At 50.0% G+C, this 16,465-nt stretch carries 17 protein-coding genes; 13 read left to right on the forward strand and 4 right to left on the reverse strand.

Features of this window, described 5'->3' with window-relative positions:
• Positions 1-166 precede the first annotated feature (166 nt).
• From nifD to ACMYR3_RS04220, 9 genes are all read left to right on the forward strand, one after another.
• Entirely contained in the window at positions 167-1,627 is a 1,461-nt protein-coding gene (gene nifD, locus ACMYR3_RS04180; RefSeq protein WP_424194809.1) for a nitrogenase molybdenum-iron protein alpha chain, read from the forward strand.
• A 91-nt stretch (positions 1,628-1,718) separates the two neighbouring features.
• Positions 1,719-3,278: a nitrogenase molybdenum-iron protein subunit beta gene (gene nifK, locus ACMYR3_RS04185; RefSeq protein ID WP_424194811.1), complete on the forward strand. Its 1,560-nt coding sequence runs from the start codon at positions 1,719-1,721 to the stop codon at positions 3,276-3,278.
• Between the two features lie 169 nt (positions 3,279-3,447).
• Positions 3,448-4,953, forward strand: a complete 1,506-nt coding sequence (gene nifE, locus ACMYR3_RS04190) for a nitrogenase iron-molybdenum cofactor biosynthesis protein NifE (RefSeq protein WP_424194812.1) — start codon at positions 3,448-3,450, stop codon at positions 4,951-4,953.
• Positions 4,954-4,982: 29 nt separating this feature from the next.
• The gene (gene nifN / locus ACMYR3_RS04195; protein WP_424194814.1) at positions 4,983-6,419 is read left to right on the forward strand and encodes a nitrogenase iron-molybdenum cofactor biosynthesis protein NifN; all 1,437 of its coding nucleotides are present in this window, start codon (positions 4,983-4,985) and stop codon (positions 6,417-6,419) included.
• A 99-nt stretch (positions 6,420-6,518) separates the two neighbouring features.
• A complete protein-coding gene (gene nifX / locus ACMYR3_RS04200) occupies positions 6,519-6,932 on the forward strand; it encodes a nitrogen fixation protein NifX (protein WP_424194816.1) in 414 nt (137 codons plus the stop codon).
• The gene (locus ACMYR3_RS04205) at positions 6,925-7,404 is read left to right on the forward strand and encodes a NifX-associated nitrogen fixation protein (protein WP_424194818.1); all 480 of its coding nucleotides are present in this window, start codon (positions 6,925-6,927) and stop codon (positions 7,402-7,404) included. The genes nifX and ACMYR3_RS04205 overlap by 8 nt, the downstream gene beginning before the upstream one ends.
• Before the next feature lie 34 nt (positions 7,405-7,438).
• Positions 7,439-7,648 (forward strand): CCE_0567 family metalloprotein, encoded by a 210-nt coding sequence (locus ACMYR3_RS04210; RefSeq protein ID WP_424194820.1) that lies wholly within the window; start codon positions 7,439-7,441, stop codon positions 7,646-7,648.
• 39 nt (positions 7,649-7,687) lie between these two features.
• Complete coding sequence (gene fdxB / locus ACMYR3_RS04215) at positions 7,688-7,993, forward strand: ferredoxin III, nif-specific (protein ID WP_424194822.1); 306 nt, start codon at positions 7,688-7,690, stop codon at positions 7,991-7,993.
• 115 nt (positions 7,994-8,108) lie between these two features.
• Entirely contained in the window at positions 8,109-8,609 is a 501-nt protein-coding gene (locus ACMYR3_RS04220) for a nitrogen fixation protein NifQ (protein ID WP_424194824.1), read from the forward strand.
• Positions 8,610-8,850: 241 nt separating this feature from the next.
• On the opposite strand, the gene ACMYR3_RS04225 is transcribed toward ACMYR3_RS04220, so the two are convergent.
• The 4 genes from ACMYR3_RS04225 to ACMYR3_RS04240 form a co-directional block, all read right to left on the reverse strand.
• On the reverse strand, positions 8,851-9,639 hold the full coding sequence (locus ACMYR3_RS04225; protein WP_424194826.1) for a UDP-2,3-diacylglucosamine diphosphatase: 789 nt from the start codon (positions 9,637-9,639) through the stop codon (positions 8,851-8,853).
• A gap of 18 nt (positions 9,640-9,657) precedes the next feature.
• Positions 9,658-10,152: a peptidylprolyl isomerase gene (locus ACMYR3_RS04230; RefSeq protein WP_424194828.1), complete on the reverse strand. Its 495-nt coding sequence runs from the start codon at positions 10,150-10,152 to the stop codon at positions 9,658-9,660.
• A gap of 43 nt (positions 10,153-10,195) precedes the next feature.
• Positions 10,196-10,720 (reverse strand): peptidylprolyl isomerase, encoded by a 525-nt coding sequence (locus tag ACMYR3_RS04235; protein WP_424196356.1) that lies wholly within the window; start codon positions 10,718-10,720, stop codon positions 10,196-10,198.
• A gap of 133 nt (positions 10,721-10,853) precedes the next feature.
• On the reverse strand, positions 10,854-11,432 hold the full coding sequence (locus ACMYR3_RS04240) for a tetratricopeptide repeat protein (protein ID WP_424194830.1): 579 nt from the start codon (positions 11,430-11,432) through the stop codon (positions 10,854-10,856).
• 243 nt (positions 11,433-11,675) lie between these two features.
• On the opposite strand from ACMYR3_RS04240, the gene cysS reads away from it, so the two are divergent.
• From cysS to tilS, 4 genes are all read left to right on the forward strand, one after another.
• Entirely contained in the window at positions 11,676-13,088 is a 1,413-nt protein-coding gene (gene cysS, locus ACMYR3_RS04245) for a cysteine--tRNA ligase (protein ID WP_424194833.1), read from the forward strand.
• 3 nt (positions 13,089-13,091) lie between these two features.
• Entirely contained in the window at positions 13,092-13,739 is a 648-nt protein-coding gene (locus tag ACMYR3_RS04250) for a DNA-3-methyladenine glycosylase family protein (RefSeq protein ID WP_424194835.1), read from the forward strand.
• Positions 13,740-13,934: 195 nt separating this feature from the next.
• The gene (locus ACMYR3_RS04255; RefSeq protein WP_424194837.1) at positions 13,935-14,909 is read left to right on the forward strand and encodes an acetyl-CoA carboxylase carboxyltransferase subunit alpha; all 975 of its coding nucleotides are present in this window, start codon (positions 13,935-13,937) and stop codon (positions 14,907-14,909) included.
• Between the two features lie 86 nt (positions 14,910-14,995).
• Positions 14,996-16,366: a tRNA lysidine(34) synthetase TilS gene (gene tilS / locus ACMYR3_RS04260; protein ID WP_424194839.1), complete on the forward strand. Its 1,371-nt coding sequence runs from the start codon at positions 14,996-14,998 to the stop codon at positions 16,364-16,366.
• Positions 16,367-16,465 lie beyond the last annotated feature (99 nt).

Below are 16,465 nucleotides of genomic sequence, written 5' to 3' on the forward strand. Positions count from 1 at the left end.
TGTTGTTATCCCGAAGTAGTCGTACTGTCAGTCGGTTCATTGGCGGGCAGTCGGAGAGTTGAGGGTCGAGAGCCGGATCAAGCGCCGGCTACTCAGAAGTCGGCAGAAAATCCGACTCTCCATTCTCCATTTTCTTGCAACCTCACAAACTGAACGGAGTAGAACCATGAGTATGACCGTTGAAGAACGCAAAGCCGAAAATAAAGCACTCATTGATGAAGTGCTGAAAGCCTATCCTGAAAAGATGGCTAAAAAACGTGCCAAACATTTGGGCACTTATGAAGAAGGTAAACCTGACTGTGGTGTGAAGTCCAATATCAAGTCCTTGCCAGGTGTGATGACCATTCGTGGTTGTGCCTATGCTGGTTCTAAAGGTGTGGTCTGGGGCCCTATCAAGGACATGATCCACATTTCCCACGGTCCAGTTGGCTGCGGTCAATATTCATGGGCAGCTCGTCGTAACTATTACATCGGTATCACTGGCGTGGATACATTTGTGACCATGCAGTTCACTTCTGACTTCCAGGAAAAAGACATCGTGTTTGGCGGTGACAAAAAACTGGAAAAAATCATGGACGAAATCCAGGAACTCTTTCCACTGAACAAAGGTATTACTGTTCAGTCGGAGTGCCCAATTGGTCTGATCGGTGACGACATTGAAGCTGTCTCCAAGAAAAAAACCAAAGAATACAACGGCCACACCATTGTGCCAGTTCGTTGCGAAGGTTTCCGTGGTGTTTCTCAATCACTGGGTCACCATATCGCCAACGATGCGATTCGTGACTGGGTTTTTGACAAGACTGAAGACAAACGTCCTGAGTTTGTTTCCACCCCCTACGATGTTGCCATTATCGGCGATTACAACATCGGTGGCGATGCCTGGTCATCCCGTATTCTTCTCGAAGAAATGGGCTTGCGTGTAATCGCCCAATGGTCCGGTGACGGTACCATTGCTGAACTGGAAAACACACCCAAAGCCAAACTGAATGTGCTGCACTGCTATCGTTCAATGAACTATATCAGCCGCCACATGGAAGAAAAATATGGCGTGCCTTGGGTTGAGTACAACTTCTTTGGCCCAACCATGATTGAAAAATCATTGCGTGAAATCGCAGCGCATTTTGATGACAACATCAAAGCCAAAACTGAAGAAGTCATCAACAAATACAAACCATTGATGCAAGCAGTGATCGACAAATTCAAACCACGTCTGCAAGGCAAAAAAGTCATGCTGTTCGTAGGTGGTCTGCGTCCACGTCACGTTATCGGTGCCTATGAAGATCTGGGCATGGAAGTGGTTGGTACTGGTTACGAGTTTGGTCACAACGATGACTATCAGCGTACGACTCACTACGTCAAAGACGGCACATTGATTTATGACGATGTGACTGGTTTTGAGTTTGAGACATTCGTTGAGAAAATCCAGCCAGACCTCGTTGGTTCAGGCATTAAAGAGAAATACGTCTTCCAAAAAATGGGCGTTCCTTTCCGTCAAATGCACAGCTGGGATTACTCCGGTCCTTATCACGGCTACGATGGTTTTGCCATCTTCGCCCGTGACATGGACATGGCTATCAGCAGCCCAATCTGGAGTCTTACCAAGGCACCTTGGAAAAAAGCTGCCTAATTGAGCGATCTGCAGTGCTGCCTCAGATTGAGTAGCAGTGCTGCGGTCTGGCTGAACCAGTTTTAATTTTACCTTTACAAGGAGTATTACCATGCCCCAGAGTGCGGATAAGGTCATCGACCACGAATTGCTGTTTCGTGAGCCGGAATACCAAGAAATGCTCGCCAAGAAAAAAAGCGAGTTTGAATATAACCACCCAGATGCCAAGATCGCCGAGATCGTCGAATGGACAAAAACTGCCGACTACAAAGAGAAAAACTTTGCCCGTGATTCATTGACAGTTAATCCAGCCAAAGCCTGCCAGCCATTGGGCGCAGTGTTTGTTGCTGCTGGTTTTCATAAAACCCTGTCATTTGTTCATGGTTCACAAGGTTGTGTTGCTTACTATCGTTCACATTTTTCACGCCACTTCAAAGAACCAACATCTTGCGTCTCTTCTTCCATGACTGAAGATGCTGCCGTGTTTGGTGGTTTGAACAACATGATTGATGGTCTGGCCAACACCTATAATCTGTACAAGCCAGAAATGATCGCCGTATCGACCACTTGCATGGCTGAAGTGATCGGTGATGACTTGAATGCCTTCATCAAAACATCCAAAGAAAAAGGCAGTGTACCTGCTGATTTCGACGTACCCTTCGCACACACACCAGCTTTCGTTGGTAGCCACATTACTGGCTATGACAATGCTTTGCTCGGCGTTATACGTCACTTCTGGGATGGCAAGGCTGATACAGCACCAAAACTCGAGCGTCAACCCAATGAATCAATCAACTTCATTGGTGGCTTTGACGGTTTTGTTGTTGGCAACATGAAAGAAATCAAACGCATTTTCGGCTTGTTTGGTATTGACTACAATATCATCTGTGATCCATCAGATGTTTGGAATACACCGACAGACGGTACTTTCCGTATGTACGAAGGTGGCACAACCAAGGAAACTGTTGAAAAAGCCCTGAATGCCAAAGCCACGATCATTTTCCAAGAGTTCTGCAGCGAACGTACTCTCAAATTGATCCAGGATCATGGTCAAGAAGTTGTCGTACTGAACAGCCCAACCGGTGTTGCTGGTACTGACCGTTTCTTGATGGAATTGTCACGCCTTTCAGGTAAACCCATCCCGGCTGAACTCGAAAAAGAGCGCGGCCAACTGGTTGATGCCATGGCTGACAGTCAAGCTCACTTGCACGGCAAACGCTTTGCCATGTACGGTGATCCGGACCAAATGCTGGGTCTGACGGAATTTCTGCTGGAACTGGGTGCAGAACCAGCTCACGTATTGGCTACCAACGGCGATGACAAATGGGCCAAGAAAGTTCAGGATGTATTTGATGCTTCACCTTATGGCGCCAATTGCAAGGTCTATCCAAAACGTGACTTGTGGCATATGCGTTCACTGCTTTATACAGAGCCAGTGGATTTCCTGATTGGTAATACCTACGGTAAATACCTTGAGCGTGATTGCGGTACACCACTGATCCGTCTGGTATTCCCGATTTTTGATCGTCACCACTATCACCGTTACCCAATCTGGGGTTATGAAGGTGGTCTGCGTGTGTTGGTTACTTTGCTTGATGAATTCTTCGAATCTCTTGATACGAATACCATCATCCCAGGCAAGACCGACTACTCTTACGACATCATTCGTTAATTTTTGCCTCCAGCAATGGTATCGGCTGTGGCCGGTATCATTGGTTAGGGTCTGAAAAAGCGTTGATGTACAAAGTCTGCGATCTTGTAGTTGTTCGTAGTTTGGCCGGTGGTTCGGGTCACGCCACCGGCCAGTAGGATCTGACCCAGTTCGTTCTGCTGGAGGTAATATGGATCAACGACTTTCCTCAAAAATCCAGGATGTTTTTGATGAACCCGGATGTGACAAGAACCAGGGTAAATCAGAAAAAGAACGAAAGAAAGGCTGTACCAAACAGCTCACTCCTGGCGGTGCCGCAGGCGGCTGTGCCTTTGATGGCGCCAAGATTGCATTGCAGCCGATTGTCGACGTGGCTCACCTGGTTCACGGTCCGATTGCCTGTGAAGGTAATTCCTGGGACAACCGACACAGTTTTTCTTCCGGCTCGACACTTTATCGAACTGGCTTTACCACCGACATCAACGAGCTTGATGTGGTGTACGGCGGCGAGAAGCGACTCTTCAAGTCGTGCCGTGAAATTATTGAAAAATACGATCCACCGGCCATTTTTGTTTATCAGACTTGTGTGACTGCGCTGATCGGTGATGACATCGAAGCGGTCTGCAAAAAAGCCACCGAAAAGTTTGGCAAGCCCATCATTCCTGTCAATAGCCCTGGTTTTGCCGGCCCCAAGAACCTGGGTAACAAGCTTGGCGCTGAAGCGCTGCTTGACTATGTGATTGGTACCAAAGAGCCTGAATACACCACACCTTATGATATCAATATCATTGGCGAATACAACCTGTCGGGCGAGCTCTGGCAGATCAAGCCACTGCTTGATGCTTTGGGTGTGCGGATTCTGTCCTGCATTTCTGGTGACGGTCGCTACGACGAAGTGGCTTCAAGCCATCGTGCCAAGGCCAATATGATGGTCTGCTCCAAGTCGATGATCAATGTCGCGACCAAAATGGAAAAGAGCTACGGCATTCCTTATTTTGAAGGCTCGTTCTATGGCATTGGCGACATGAGCGAAACGCTGCGCGAGATTGCGCGTCTGCTTATCAAGCAGGGTGCTGATCCTGAACTCAAGGGTCGTACCGAAAGATTGATTGAGGTAGAGGAGGCACGTGCCTGGAAACGGATCGCTGAATACAAAGAGCGTCTGACCGGCAAGCGTGTCTTGTTGATTACTGGTGGTGTGAAATCATGGTCAGTGGTGGCGGCCTTGCAGGAAGCCGGCATGATTGTGGTAGGTACCAGCGTCAAGAAATCAACCAAGGAAGACAAAGAAAAAATCAAGGAGATCATGGGTGAAGATGCCCACATGATCGACGACATGACACCGCGTGAAATGTACAACATGCTGCGTGATGCCAAGGCTGACATCATGTTGTCCGGTGGTCGTTCGCAGTTCATTGCGCTGAAAGCCAAAATGCCCTGGCTCGATATCAATCAGGAACGTCATCATGCTTATGCGGGTTATGAAGGTATGGTTGATCTGGTACGCCAGGTTGACAAGGCCTTACTCAATCCAGTGTGGGATCAAGTCCGTCTGCCAGCGCCTTGGGATGGCGTTGAGATGATTCCTGCTGACACCGCACCCGAGTTGGCGCTGGGTGTGGCCATGGACAGTGTGATTCCCCGTGCAGAAGGTGAAGTCGTGTTGACGGATGCTGCCGCTGATATTGCTGCCTGATGGTGTGGCATAAAGAGAAGGAGTCCTGTATGGCTACTGTGGTCGAATCCAAAAAATCCTGTGCGGTCAATCCGCTCAAGATGAGCCAGCCGTTGGGAGCCTGCTTTGCTTTCATGGGGCTGGATGCCACCATGCCAATTATGCATGGCTCGCAAGGTTGTACTTCGTTTGGTCTGGTGCTGTTTGTACGTCATTACAAGGAAGCAATTCCTTTGCAAACCACAGCCATGAATGAAGTTACCACGATTCTGGGTGGTTACGAAAATATAGAAAAGGCTTTGCTGACGATTCGCCAACGTGCCAAGCCCAAGATGATTGCCATCTGCTCCACAGGTTTGACTGAAACCAAGGGTGATGATGTGGATGGCTATCTGAAAATGGTCAGACGCAAAAAGCCAGAGCTGGATGACACCGCGCTTTTGTATGTGTCTACCCCCGATTACGTGGGAGCATTTGAAGATGGTTACGCCAAGGCAGTGCAGGTTTGTATTCAGAATTTTGTTGAGCCTGCCGAAACCAAAGTTGCCACACAGGTCAATCTGTTGCCCGGCAGTCATCTGACACCGGCCGATATTGAAGAGTTGATCGAAATCATTGAGTCGTTTGGTTTGCAGCCCATTGTGTTGCCCAATGTGGCGCGCTCTTTGGATGGTCATATTCCTGAAGACTGGCGTGGTACGACTTTAGGTGGCACGACGCTCGAAGAGATGGCACAGGCTGGCGCTTCAGTGATGACCTTGGCAGTCGGTGAGCAGATGCGCTTAGGTGCAGTGGCGCTGGAAGAAAAAGCGGGTGTGCCCTTTAAGCTGTTTGATCGTATCACTGGTCTGGCAGCAACCGATGAATTTATCAAGGTCTTGATGGAGCTATCGGGCAAGCCGGTTGCCGCAAAATATAAACGTCAACGAGGTCAGTTGCTTGATGCGATGCTGGATGGTCACTTCCATTTCGGTGGCAAGAAGGTGGCATTGGGTCTTGAGCCCGATCTCTTGTTTGCTGCGGGTTCTTTATTGCATGAGATGGGTGCTGAGTTGACAGCCTGTATTACCACGACGCATTCGGCGGTACTGACAAAAATGCCGATTGAAAAAGTGGTGATTGGTGACCTGGAAGATCTGGAAGCCGCAGCCAAGGGCTGTGACTTGATGATTACTCATTCGCATGGTCGCCAGGCTGCCGAGCGTTTACAGATACCTTTTTACCGCATGGGTTTTCCGATTTTTGATCGGGTTGGCAATTCGCACATCATGACAGTTGGCTATGGCGGTACCCGTGCTCTGATATTTGATATGGCCAACTTCCTCATGGCACACATCTGGCATGGTGAACCAGACAGTTGGCCATTACCGCAGGAATCCCTACAAGTGGCACAACCAATCGTACATAACAGTACAGTTGGCTACAACGTGTCAGAGGGTGTGAAGACGATTCCGATTCATGCTGTGACGCAGGATGCTGAAGGATAGAGTGAGACGCTAGGCCAGTAGGTTGATTGATGCGAGTGAGTTGATCAGATGAGTCCCGATGGGACATTGAGGCAGCCGGATTCTTTATAGGAGCTTGTTATGAAAGTCGCATTTGCAACACAGGACAAGGAGCGTGTCGATGCTCACTTTGGTTGGGCCAAGCATATTGCTGTCTATAACGTGACAGCAGAAGGTCATTCTTTTGTTGAGACCTTTGACTTTGGCGGTAATCTGGCGGAAGACGGCGATGAAGACAAGCTGGCACCCAAGCTGGATGCCGTTAAGGATTGCGCCATTTTGTATGTGGCAGCGATTGGCGGTTCAGGTGCAGCTCGAGTAGTGGCCTTGAAAATTCATCCGATCAAGGTTCAGGGTCCTGAACTGATCATGGATATTTTAGATAAATTGCAGGACGTACTAAAAGGGACTCCACCTCCATGGTTGCGCAAAGCAGTCTTGAAGGATCAGGAGCAGGTAGCTGATTTTGAGGACGACGAGGTGGAACATGGCTGAAGCAGCTGAAAAAGTAGTACTGTCAGAAGAAGAACTGCTGGCACAACCCTATGTACGCGAACTGGTTAAGCAGTGGCGTGCCCAGGATACCCATGGTCAATGGGAAGGTAAGAGCGACTTGGTTTTGCTGGACCCTTATATTTTGACTGCTGAAAAGCGCAAGGAAATTCCCATGATTGGTGATCCCGATCCAGAAACAATCTGGCGTCTGGAGTTGTTTTACAACGCAGTGGCACTCTCGATTGAGCGTGAGACCGGCAATATGGTGACACCGATGATGAAGATGTCCCACGAAGGTTTTGGTCGTCTGATTCTGGCTGCGGGTCGCTTGATTGTGGTCAACAAACAATTGCGCGATGTGCATCGCTTTGGTTTCCCCACCTTGGCCAAGTTGTGTGAAGCCGGTACCAAGGCAGTCACTGATGGCGTTGAGATGATTCGTCAATATCCGGATGTCGCCAACTACGGTTGAACTGACTGATTATCAATATTGCAAGAGGATAACCATGAGTGATGCGGTACAAAATATCGATGAGTTGAAAACCAGAGTCAAAAAACTCAACGCACAGGCCACGCAGGCCAAGATGGATCTGCATGACTTGTCTGAAGAGTTGCCGACCAACTGGGAAACGATTCTTGAAGTGGCACAAAAGGCATTTGATGCTCATAAGGCATTGACTGCTGCACGCAAGGAGCTTGCTGCGGCAGGCGCCTGAATACAGGTTGATGGTTAAGTTTGATGGGTGAGGTTTGTCATGAGTAATTTTTCAGTCACATTGCCAAGCGGAGAAGTGTGGGAACCAAAATTTGTTCAGGAATTGAACAAAGATACCTGCATTGGTTGTGGGCGTTGTTTCAAGGTTTGTCCGCGTGGCGTCCTGGAACTGGTTGGTCTGGATGATGAGGGCAATCAAGTCGTGATCGATCTGGATGGTGATGAAGACGAGGAATACGAAAAGAAAGTGATGACCATTGCTCATCAGGAAATGTGCATTGGCTGTACTGCCTGCTCAAAGATCTGTCCCAAGAAGTGCTATACCCACGGCGCTGTTGCTGCCTGATGTCATTGAGCCAGTCGGCCAGTTGCCGGTGATCGATAGACGATACCATGCAGCTGACAGGTACGATGATTGACCACGGTTGTAAATGATCAGAGAGGCGATTGAGGTTGAGCCCATGTTGCAAAAAGCTGATTCAATCTACTGCGAATGTGACCTTGCCTTGCTGCGGCGGGTTTTGGCCTTGCGTTTTGGTAGTGGGGTTGCAGCGGACATCATGGCAGTCTGGTCCAGTCACTTTGCTGAATTTTTATTGCAGGATGGCTGGCGCGTGCCCGATCGTCATGAGGAATATCAGGATTTGCTGAGTCTGATTCTGGCCGAAGTGGCTGTACCTGCCAGCCAACCGGAACGTCAGGTGATCGCGCAATGGCTGGCCTTCAGTTGCATGGGGCAAAACCATCTCTGGGAAGATTTGGGTCTGCCGGAACGACCTGCCTTGTCGCGTTTAATTGCCGATACCTTTCCCGTCTTGTTTGCCCGTAATAGCGGCAATATGCGCTGGAAAAAGTTCTTCTACAAACAACTCTGCGAACAGGCAGAAGTTTTTGTCTGCCGTTCTCCCACCTGTCAGAGTTGCTCAGAATATCGCGAATGCTTCATGCCTGAAACGGTGTGAGCTGGCCATCAAATAGCGAGTTTGTTGCTTGAGTGTCATGCCTTGATGTGCATTGCTACTTTTAAAGCGATGGCACGAGGGCATCTGCGTGGACTCCGTCGTCAGGTTGTCAAATAAATATACTGGTATTGGGTATTTTTATTGATATAGTAAATACGCACTTAAGCGCTTGATAAATGAATATACACCTATTCAGTATGCGCCATTTAGGGATTTTTTGGGTCTTGGGGACGGCGCTGATTCAAGCGGGAATTTCGTGCAATGTGATACCAGCCGTACCAATATGCAAGATGTTGCCGCGCTGTTCAATGCCATCCCAATGCCAGTCGCTCAGAACGCGACGTGATTGCGTCAGTGCGGGCTGGTGAGTGCTATCAGTGACTACATGATGAGCAGGCCGATGGGTATGACCGTGAATCAGCTCATGTGCGCCATGAGCCTGCATGAATTCATGCACGGCGGTTTCATTGACATCCATTTCCAGCATGGTCTTGCCCGATTTGGCGTCCTGACTTTGTTGCCGCAGCTGTTGTGCCAGGGCTTTTCGTTCGGCCAGGGGACGCGCCAGGATGGCATCCTGCCAGGCTTTGTTGCGCACTTGCGCACGAAAGGCCTGATAGGCATGATCATCAGTACAAAGTACGTCGCCATGACTTAACAGATAAGACTGACCGGCAATACTGACCATGGTCGGATCATCAAGCAGCGTCAACTGTGCTGCTTTTGCAAAATGCTCGCCAATCAAAAAGTCACGATTGCCGTGCATGAAGTACAACTTGGTCTGGCTGGCGGCGTGACGTAGCAGCGCGATGATATGGGCATTGAAGACATCATCCATGTCATCGTCGCCGGCCCAGTAATCAAACAGATCACCCAAAATGAAGAGGGCTTCGGCCTTGGCCGAGTCAGCCAAAACAAAACGCTCAAAAGCAGCTGCGGTAGCCGGCTCCTGAGCGTTGAGGTGCAGGTCAGCAATCAGTTGCGCCGAAGCATGGCTGGGCATGCTGGCGGCTGATGGCTGTTGAGGCATGAAGCTAGACGCTTAAATTCAGTCAACCACAATCGCTTTTTGAATCACGACATCGGTCTGCGGTACGTCGTCATGAAAGCCGCTGCGACCGGTTTTAACACCCTTGATGGCGTCAACAACCTCTGTGCCTTCAACCACCTTGCCAAACACGGCATAACCCCAGCCTTGTGGTGTGGGTGAAGTGAAGTTGAGAAAATCATTATTGGTCAGGTTGATGAAAAACTGTGAGCTGGCAGAGTGGGGCACATTGGTACGCGCCATGGCAACCGTGTACTTGTCGTTTTTCAGACCGTTGTTGGCTTCATTTTCGATGGGATCACGGGTTGGCTTTTGTTTCATGCCCGGTTCAAAGCCGCCGCCCTGAATCATGAAGTTGCCGATGACACGGTGAAAAATCGTATTGTCATAGTGACCGTCACGGACATACTGCAAAAAGTTTTCGGCTGATTTGGGTGCTTTCTCAGCGTCGAGTTCGATCTTGATAATGCCGTGATTGGTGTGCAATTCAACCATGATGAATCCTTTATGAATAAGATGAAAGATAAGTAAAAAATGATTATTTGACGATGCTGGCAGATTCAATCAGCACCGGTGTCGTCGGAACATTCTGGTGCATACCGGCATTGCCCGTGGCAACGCCCTTGATTTTGTTGACCACATCCATACCCGCAACGACCTTGCCAAATACCGCATAACCAGCGCCATCGGGGCTTGGGTAATCGAGCATGGCATTGTCAGCCACATTGATGAAAAACTGCGATGTGGCAGAGTCCGGCACATTGGTGCGCGCCATGGCAATGGTGCCGATGCTGTTTTTCAGACCATTTTTTGATTCCAGCACAATCGGTGCATGTGGGTCTTTTTGCTTCATGTCTTTTTCAAAGCCGCCGCCCTGAATCATGAAGCCATTGATCACGCGATGAAAAATCGTGCCGTTGTAATAGCCTTCATTCACATACTGCAAAAAATTCTTGACTGAAACAGGTGCTTTTTCTTCGTTCAATTCGACGACGATGTCGCCCATGCTGGTTTTGATCTTGACTTTGGTGTGATCAGCATAGGCTGCCGTCATGAATAACATCAGCAAAACAGTGGTGAGCAATTTTTTAATCATGGTCTCTGCTTGTTAAGTTAGTTAGGTTGGTTGAAAAGGTTGATCACCGCATCAGTAATCTGCAGGTCACGAAGTACATTGGCATGGCTTTATTGACTGCTTATTTGATCTTGCTATGGCTGCGATTCAAGCTGCGCAGCTGATCCAGCTTGTATTGTGCTGACTGGTTATTGCTTTCGGTCTGCATCACTTTTTCAAACGTCTGCTGGGCCAGGCGCAAATACACATCGCCCAGATTTTCGCGGGCCGTGCTGTAGGCCGGATTATTGCGCAAGGCGGCCTCCAATGTCACGCGTGCCTTGTCGTACAGGCCTTGTTCGGCATACAGTACGGCCAGATTATTGTACGGTTCGGGCAATTCTGGAAAGTCTTCGGTCAACTGGCTGAAGACAGCCTGGGCTTCGGTACTCCGCTTTTGCTGACTCAACACCATGCCCTTGAGAAAACGCATTTGCACATCCTGAGGTTTGTCTTTCAGAAAATTTTCAATTTTCTGACTGGCTGTTTCCAGCTTGCCCTGTTTGATCAACTGGTTGACCGTGCCGTATTCATCGGCATGCACAAGGCCTATCAAAGGCATCAGCAGCAAGGTCAAAGCAAGCTGTAGCAGCCAGTGTTTGGGCTTGCACCAGAATGAGTCAGGGCGACTGGTAATAAATGGTTGTAAAGATGATTTCATTCAGCGGCAAACATCAGTAAGATGGGCGATTCTAACAAAACCGTGCGAAAGGCAATTTTGTACTGCTTAAGCCGATTTTTGTAGGACAATCGCAGTTCTGTCATGAGAGCGGGAAGTGTACCCGGTACTGTATCTTACCGATACATAATCGATACCCGTCAAGCCTAATCCCATTTGGTCTGATCTCTGTTTGGACTGATTGATAAACAGTCTTTTCACCAACCGCGTTTTCACCTTTGCAACATGCTCAAGATCTATAACACGCTCAGTCGCGACAAAGAAACCTTTCAACCTATCAATGCCAATCAAGTGCGCATGTATGTCTGCGGCATGACGGTGTACGACTATTGTCATATTGGTCATGCTCGGGTAATGGTGGTGTTTGATGTTGTGCAGCGCTGGCTCAAGGCCCTGGATTATCAAGTGACTTATGTGCGCAATATTACGGATATTGACGACAAGATTATCAAGCGTGCCGTTGAAAATGGTGAAACCACGCGGCAGCTGACGGAGCGTTTTATTACCGCCATGCACGAAGACGCCGATGCGCTTGGCATTGTGCGCCCCGATCACGAACCACGCGCCACCGAATACGTGCCACAGATGCAAAACCTGATCAGTCGTTTGCAAACCAATGGCTTGGCTTATCAGGCTACTGATGGTGATGTGAATTACGCAGTACGCAAATTTGTGGGTTACGGCAAGTTGTCTGGCAAGTCACTCGATGATTTACGCGCTGGTGAGCGGGTGGATGTGACTGACGCCAAAACCGATCCACTTGATTTTGTACTCTGGAAAAAAGCCAAACTGGATGAACCCGCCGAAGTGAAATGGGATTCGCCCTGGGGTCAGGGTCGTCCCGGTTGGCATATTGAATGTTCGGCCATGAGTTGTGCCTTGCTCGGTGAGCAGTTTGATATTCATGGCGGCGGTGCCGACTTGCAGTTTCCTCATCACGAAAACGAAATCGCCCAAAGCGAAGGTGCGACCGGCAAGACCTTTGCCAATTACTGGATGCACAATGGTTTTGTGCGCGTCGATAACGAAAAGATGTCCAAGTCACTGGGCAACTTTTTCACCATCCGCGAAGTGCTGAAAAAATTTGATGCCGAAGTCGTGCGCTTTTTTATCTTGCGCGCCCATTACCGCAGTCCGCTCAATTATTCCGATGTGCATATTGATGATGCCCGTCAGGGGCTGACCCGGCTCTACACCACTCTCAAAGAAGTGCCACCCGATACCTTGCCGCTCGACAAGACCGAAGCCTACGCCTTGCGTTTTTTTGCCGCCATGAATGATGACTTCAACACGCCTGTGGCCGTGGCGGTCTTGTTTGATTTGGCGACTGCGGTGAATCGCGATAAATCAGCCACACTGGCACGCCAGCTCAAGGGTTTGGCAGGCTTGCTGGGCATTGCCCAGCGTGAGCCACTACAATTTTTGCAAGCTGGCATAGCAGGTATGGCCGACGATGGGCCGGGCGCTCAAGGACAAGCTGATCTGGCTGCCTGGGTAGAAAACCAGATTGCCGCACGTGTGGCCGCCAAACAGGCTAAAAACTTTGCCGAGGCCGACCGGATTCGTACCGAGTTATTGACCAAAGGTGTCGTGCTGGAAGACAAGCCTGGTGGTGTGACTGAATGGCGTGCTGCGTAAATTATGGCGAGTAAATCAGCCAACCCCAAGGTGATGGTGCCCGATTACTGGGCCGCGGCGTGTAACGAGCTGATGGCGCGTGATCGGGTGCTCAAGCGGCTGATTCCGCAATTTGGTGAAGCCATGCTGACTTCTCGCGGCGATCCGTTTGTGACTTTGGCGCGCTCCATCATCGGTCAGCAGATTTCGGTGAAGGCTGCCGAAACCATCTGGCAACGCTTTCTAGGGGCCTGTCCTGCGCTGACCCCCGCCAATCTGCTCAAACTGGATGGTGAGCAACTGAAGGCTTGCGGCCTGTCCAAGCGCAAGGTGGAATATGTGCATGATCTGGCGCACCATTTCAATTTGGGCGAGTTGCACGTCAAGTGCTGGGACGAGATGGACGACGAGGCCATCATCGCCGAACTGACTGCAATCCGAGGTATTGGCCGCTGGACTGCCGAAATGTTTTTGATTTTTAATCTGATGCGTCCCGATGTATTCCCCATTGATGACCTGGGACTCATGAAAGGTATCAGCCTGAGCTATTTTGGCGGTGAGCCTGTCTCGCGCCACGATGCCCGTGAAGTGGCGGCCAACTGGGAGCCCTGGCGTTCTGTGGCCACCTGGTATATGTGGCGTAGTCTGGACCCTTTGCCGGTGGCATATTGATTTGCTATAAATCAACATACTGATAGGGTGTACCATTAAAATCTATCTTCTTAAGTGCGTATAATGGATATAGTTTAAAATACACCCTGAATGTATTAATTTGACCGTGGATTGATGCTGCAAAAAAAGCTTGGCAGGATGATCGCCAATGCGCATAATCCGCTTCCCGAGTCTTAACTCAACCTAGGAGCGACGATGAGCAAAACCGCTTTTCTCGACTTTGAGGCACCAATTGCCGAGCTCGAAGGCAAAATCGACGAACTTCGTTTTGTGCAGGATGATTCTGCCGTGGATATTTCGGATGAAATTTCCCGCCTTGCTCAAAAAAGTCAGCAACTGACCAAAGATATTTACGCCAAGCTCACACCTTGGCAGGTTTCCCAGATCGCCCGTCATCCGCAACGTCCTTACACGTTCGATTACGTCAACGATATCTTCACCGATTTTCATGAATTGCATGGTGACCGCTCCTTTGCCGATGACTTGGCGATTGTGGGCGGCCTGGCACGTTTCAATGGCCAGCCCTGCATGGTGATCGGCCATCAAAAAGGCCGTGATACCAAAGAACGTGGTTTGCGCAACTTTGGTATGCCGCGCCCTGAAGGTTATCGCAAGGCTGAGCGCTTTATGCGGCTGGCTGAAAAATTCAATATTCCCATTTTTACCTTTGTCGATACACCCGGCGCTTACCCTGGTATTGGTGCAGAAGAGCGTGGTCAGTCAGAGGCGATCGGTAAAAATCTGTATGTGATGGCAGAACTCAAAGTGCCCCTGATTGCCACCATCATTGGTGAGGGTGGTTCGGGTGGTGCATTGGCAATTGCTGTTGGCGATGTGTTGCTGATGTTGCAATACGCCACTTACTCGGTGATTTCACCAGAAGGTTGTGCCTCCATTTTGTGGAAGACTGCCGAGCGTGCTGCTGATGCGGCCGAAGCATTGGGTTTGACAGCGCACCGCTTGAAGGCCTTGGGTCTGGTTGACAAGATTGTCAGCGAACCTTTGGGTGGCGCACATCGTGATCCCAAACAAATGGCTGGCATGCTCAAACGTGCCTTGGCTGAATCACTGCGTCAGGTTTCCGGCATGAAACCCAAGGAGCTGATTGCCCGTCGTCACGAACGCCTGATGAGCTATGGCAAATTCAAGGAAATGGGCGTAGAAGAATAAGCTGCGAGAATAAGCCGCACTTCGTAGTCTCTGTTTGCTACGCCACCATTGACACCAGGAGCCGCTTAGCGGCTCTTGTTATTTTTATGACTGATTCCTCTCATCCACCTTCATCCGCGCTGGCAGACACCTTGCTGCAGGGCTTGGCTCAGCGCATGCAAGCGCCGCTGGTGCTGGCGTTATCAGGTGGACGCGACTCCATCGTCATGCTGCATTGTCTGGCTAATCTGGCCAGGCAATACCCATTTCAATGGCACGCCGTTCATGTTCATCATGGCCTGTCTGCCAATGCGGATGCCTGGGCTCAATTTTGTGTCGATGCCACACGCGCATTGGGTGGTGAGTGCACGGTCAAACATCTGGATGCATCACACATCAAGGCGTTGGGTAAATCGGTTGGTATTGAAGATGCTGCTCGTCAATTGCGCTATGCTGCACTGGGTGAGGTTTGTCGCGCCGTGGGTAGCCATACGGTGCTCACGGCGCATCATCGGGATGATCAGGCCGAAACCGTCTTGCTCAATCTCTTGCGGGGTAGTGGTCTGGCAGGTTTGTCAGCCATGCCTATGCAGGCTGATGTGACACAGCATGGCTTTCAGCTGGTGCGGCCTTGGCTTGATCAACCAGTGGCTTTGCTGGCCGAGTATGTGACCATGCATCAGCTCAGGCACATTGAAGACGAGTCCAATTTTGATACGCGTTTTACGCGCAACAAAATTCGTCATGAAATCATGCCCATTCTGGCTGAGCATTTTGCCGGGTATGACTTATTGTTAGTGCGCACCGCCCGTCATGCTGCACAAGCGCAACGCTTGCTTGATGAGTTGGCGCACAGCGATTTGCAAGCGGTTTGCGCGAGCGATGGCAGTGCGAGCCGAACCATGCTGACCGCCTTGAGTGAAGACCGACTGACCAATCTGCTGCGTTATTGGTTGAGTAGCATGCAGGTACGCACACCGAGCGAGGCACGTTTGACTCAATGGATTCATCAGATCAGGACTGCGCATGATAATGCGCATATCCAGCTGCCTCACGAGGACGGGGCATTGCGCAGTTACCGCGATCGGCTTTACTGGGTGACGGACATGCCGGTTTGCGAGAGCATCTTGCAGATCGACACCATCCTGTTCAACGCGCAGGGCGTGGCACGAATTGCCTTGCCACAATGGGGTGGTTTTTTGCAGATGCAGATTGATCCCAGGCTGACCCAGGATTTGGCGATTGGCTGGCAAGTGCGTCCTCGTAGCGGTGGCGAGCGCTTTAAAGCCTATCCCAAACGGCCCTCCAAAATTCTCAAGCAATGGTACGAAGAGGCTGCCATCCCGCTCTGGCAGCGGCATGGGCCGATGCTCTGGTTTGGCGAACAACTGGTTTGGGTGGCTCATTTAGGCCTGGATTGTCGCTCACCAGAAGGATTGCTGGCAATTGAATGGCACACAACTGGCAAGCCAGTCTGACAATGCGTTAAAATAGTGGGCTTTTGTGCGGCATCCATTTACGAGTTTAGATCGGTGCCAGCATGATGACCATGAAGCAAACTGGTACTTGATCAAGCT

This window comes from Ampullimonas aquatilis (assembly GCF_049675895.1).
In the GTDB taxonomy this organism is placed as follows: domain Bacteria; phylum Pseudomonadota; class Gammaproteobacteria; order Burkholderiales; family Burkholderiaceae_D; genus Ampullimonas; species Ampullimonas aquatilis.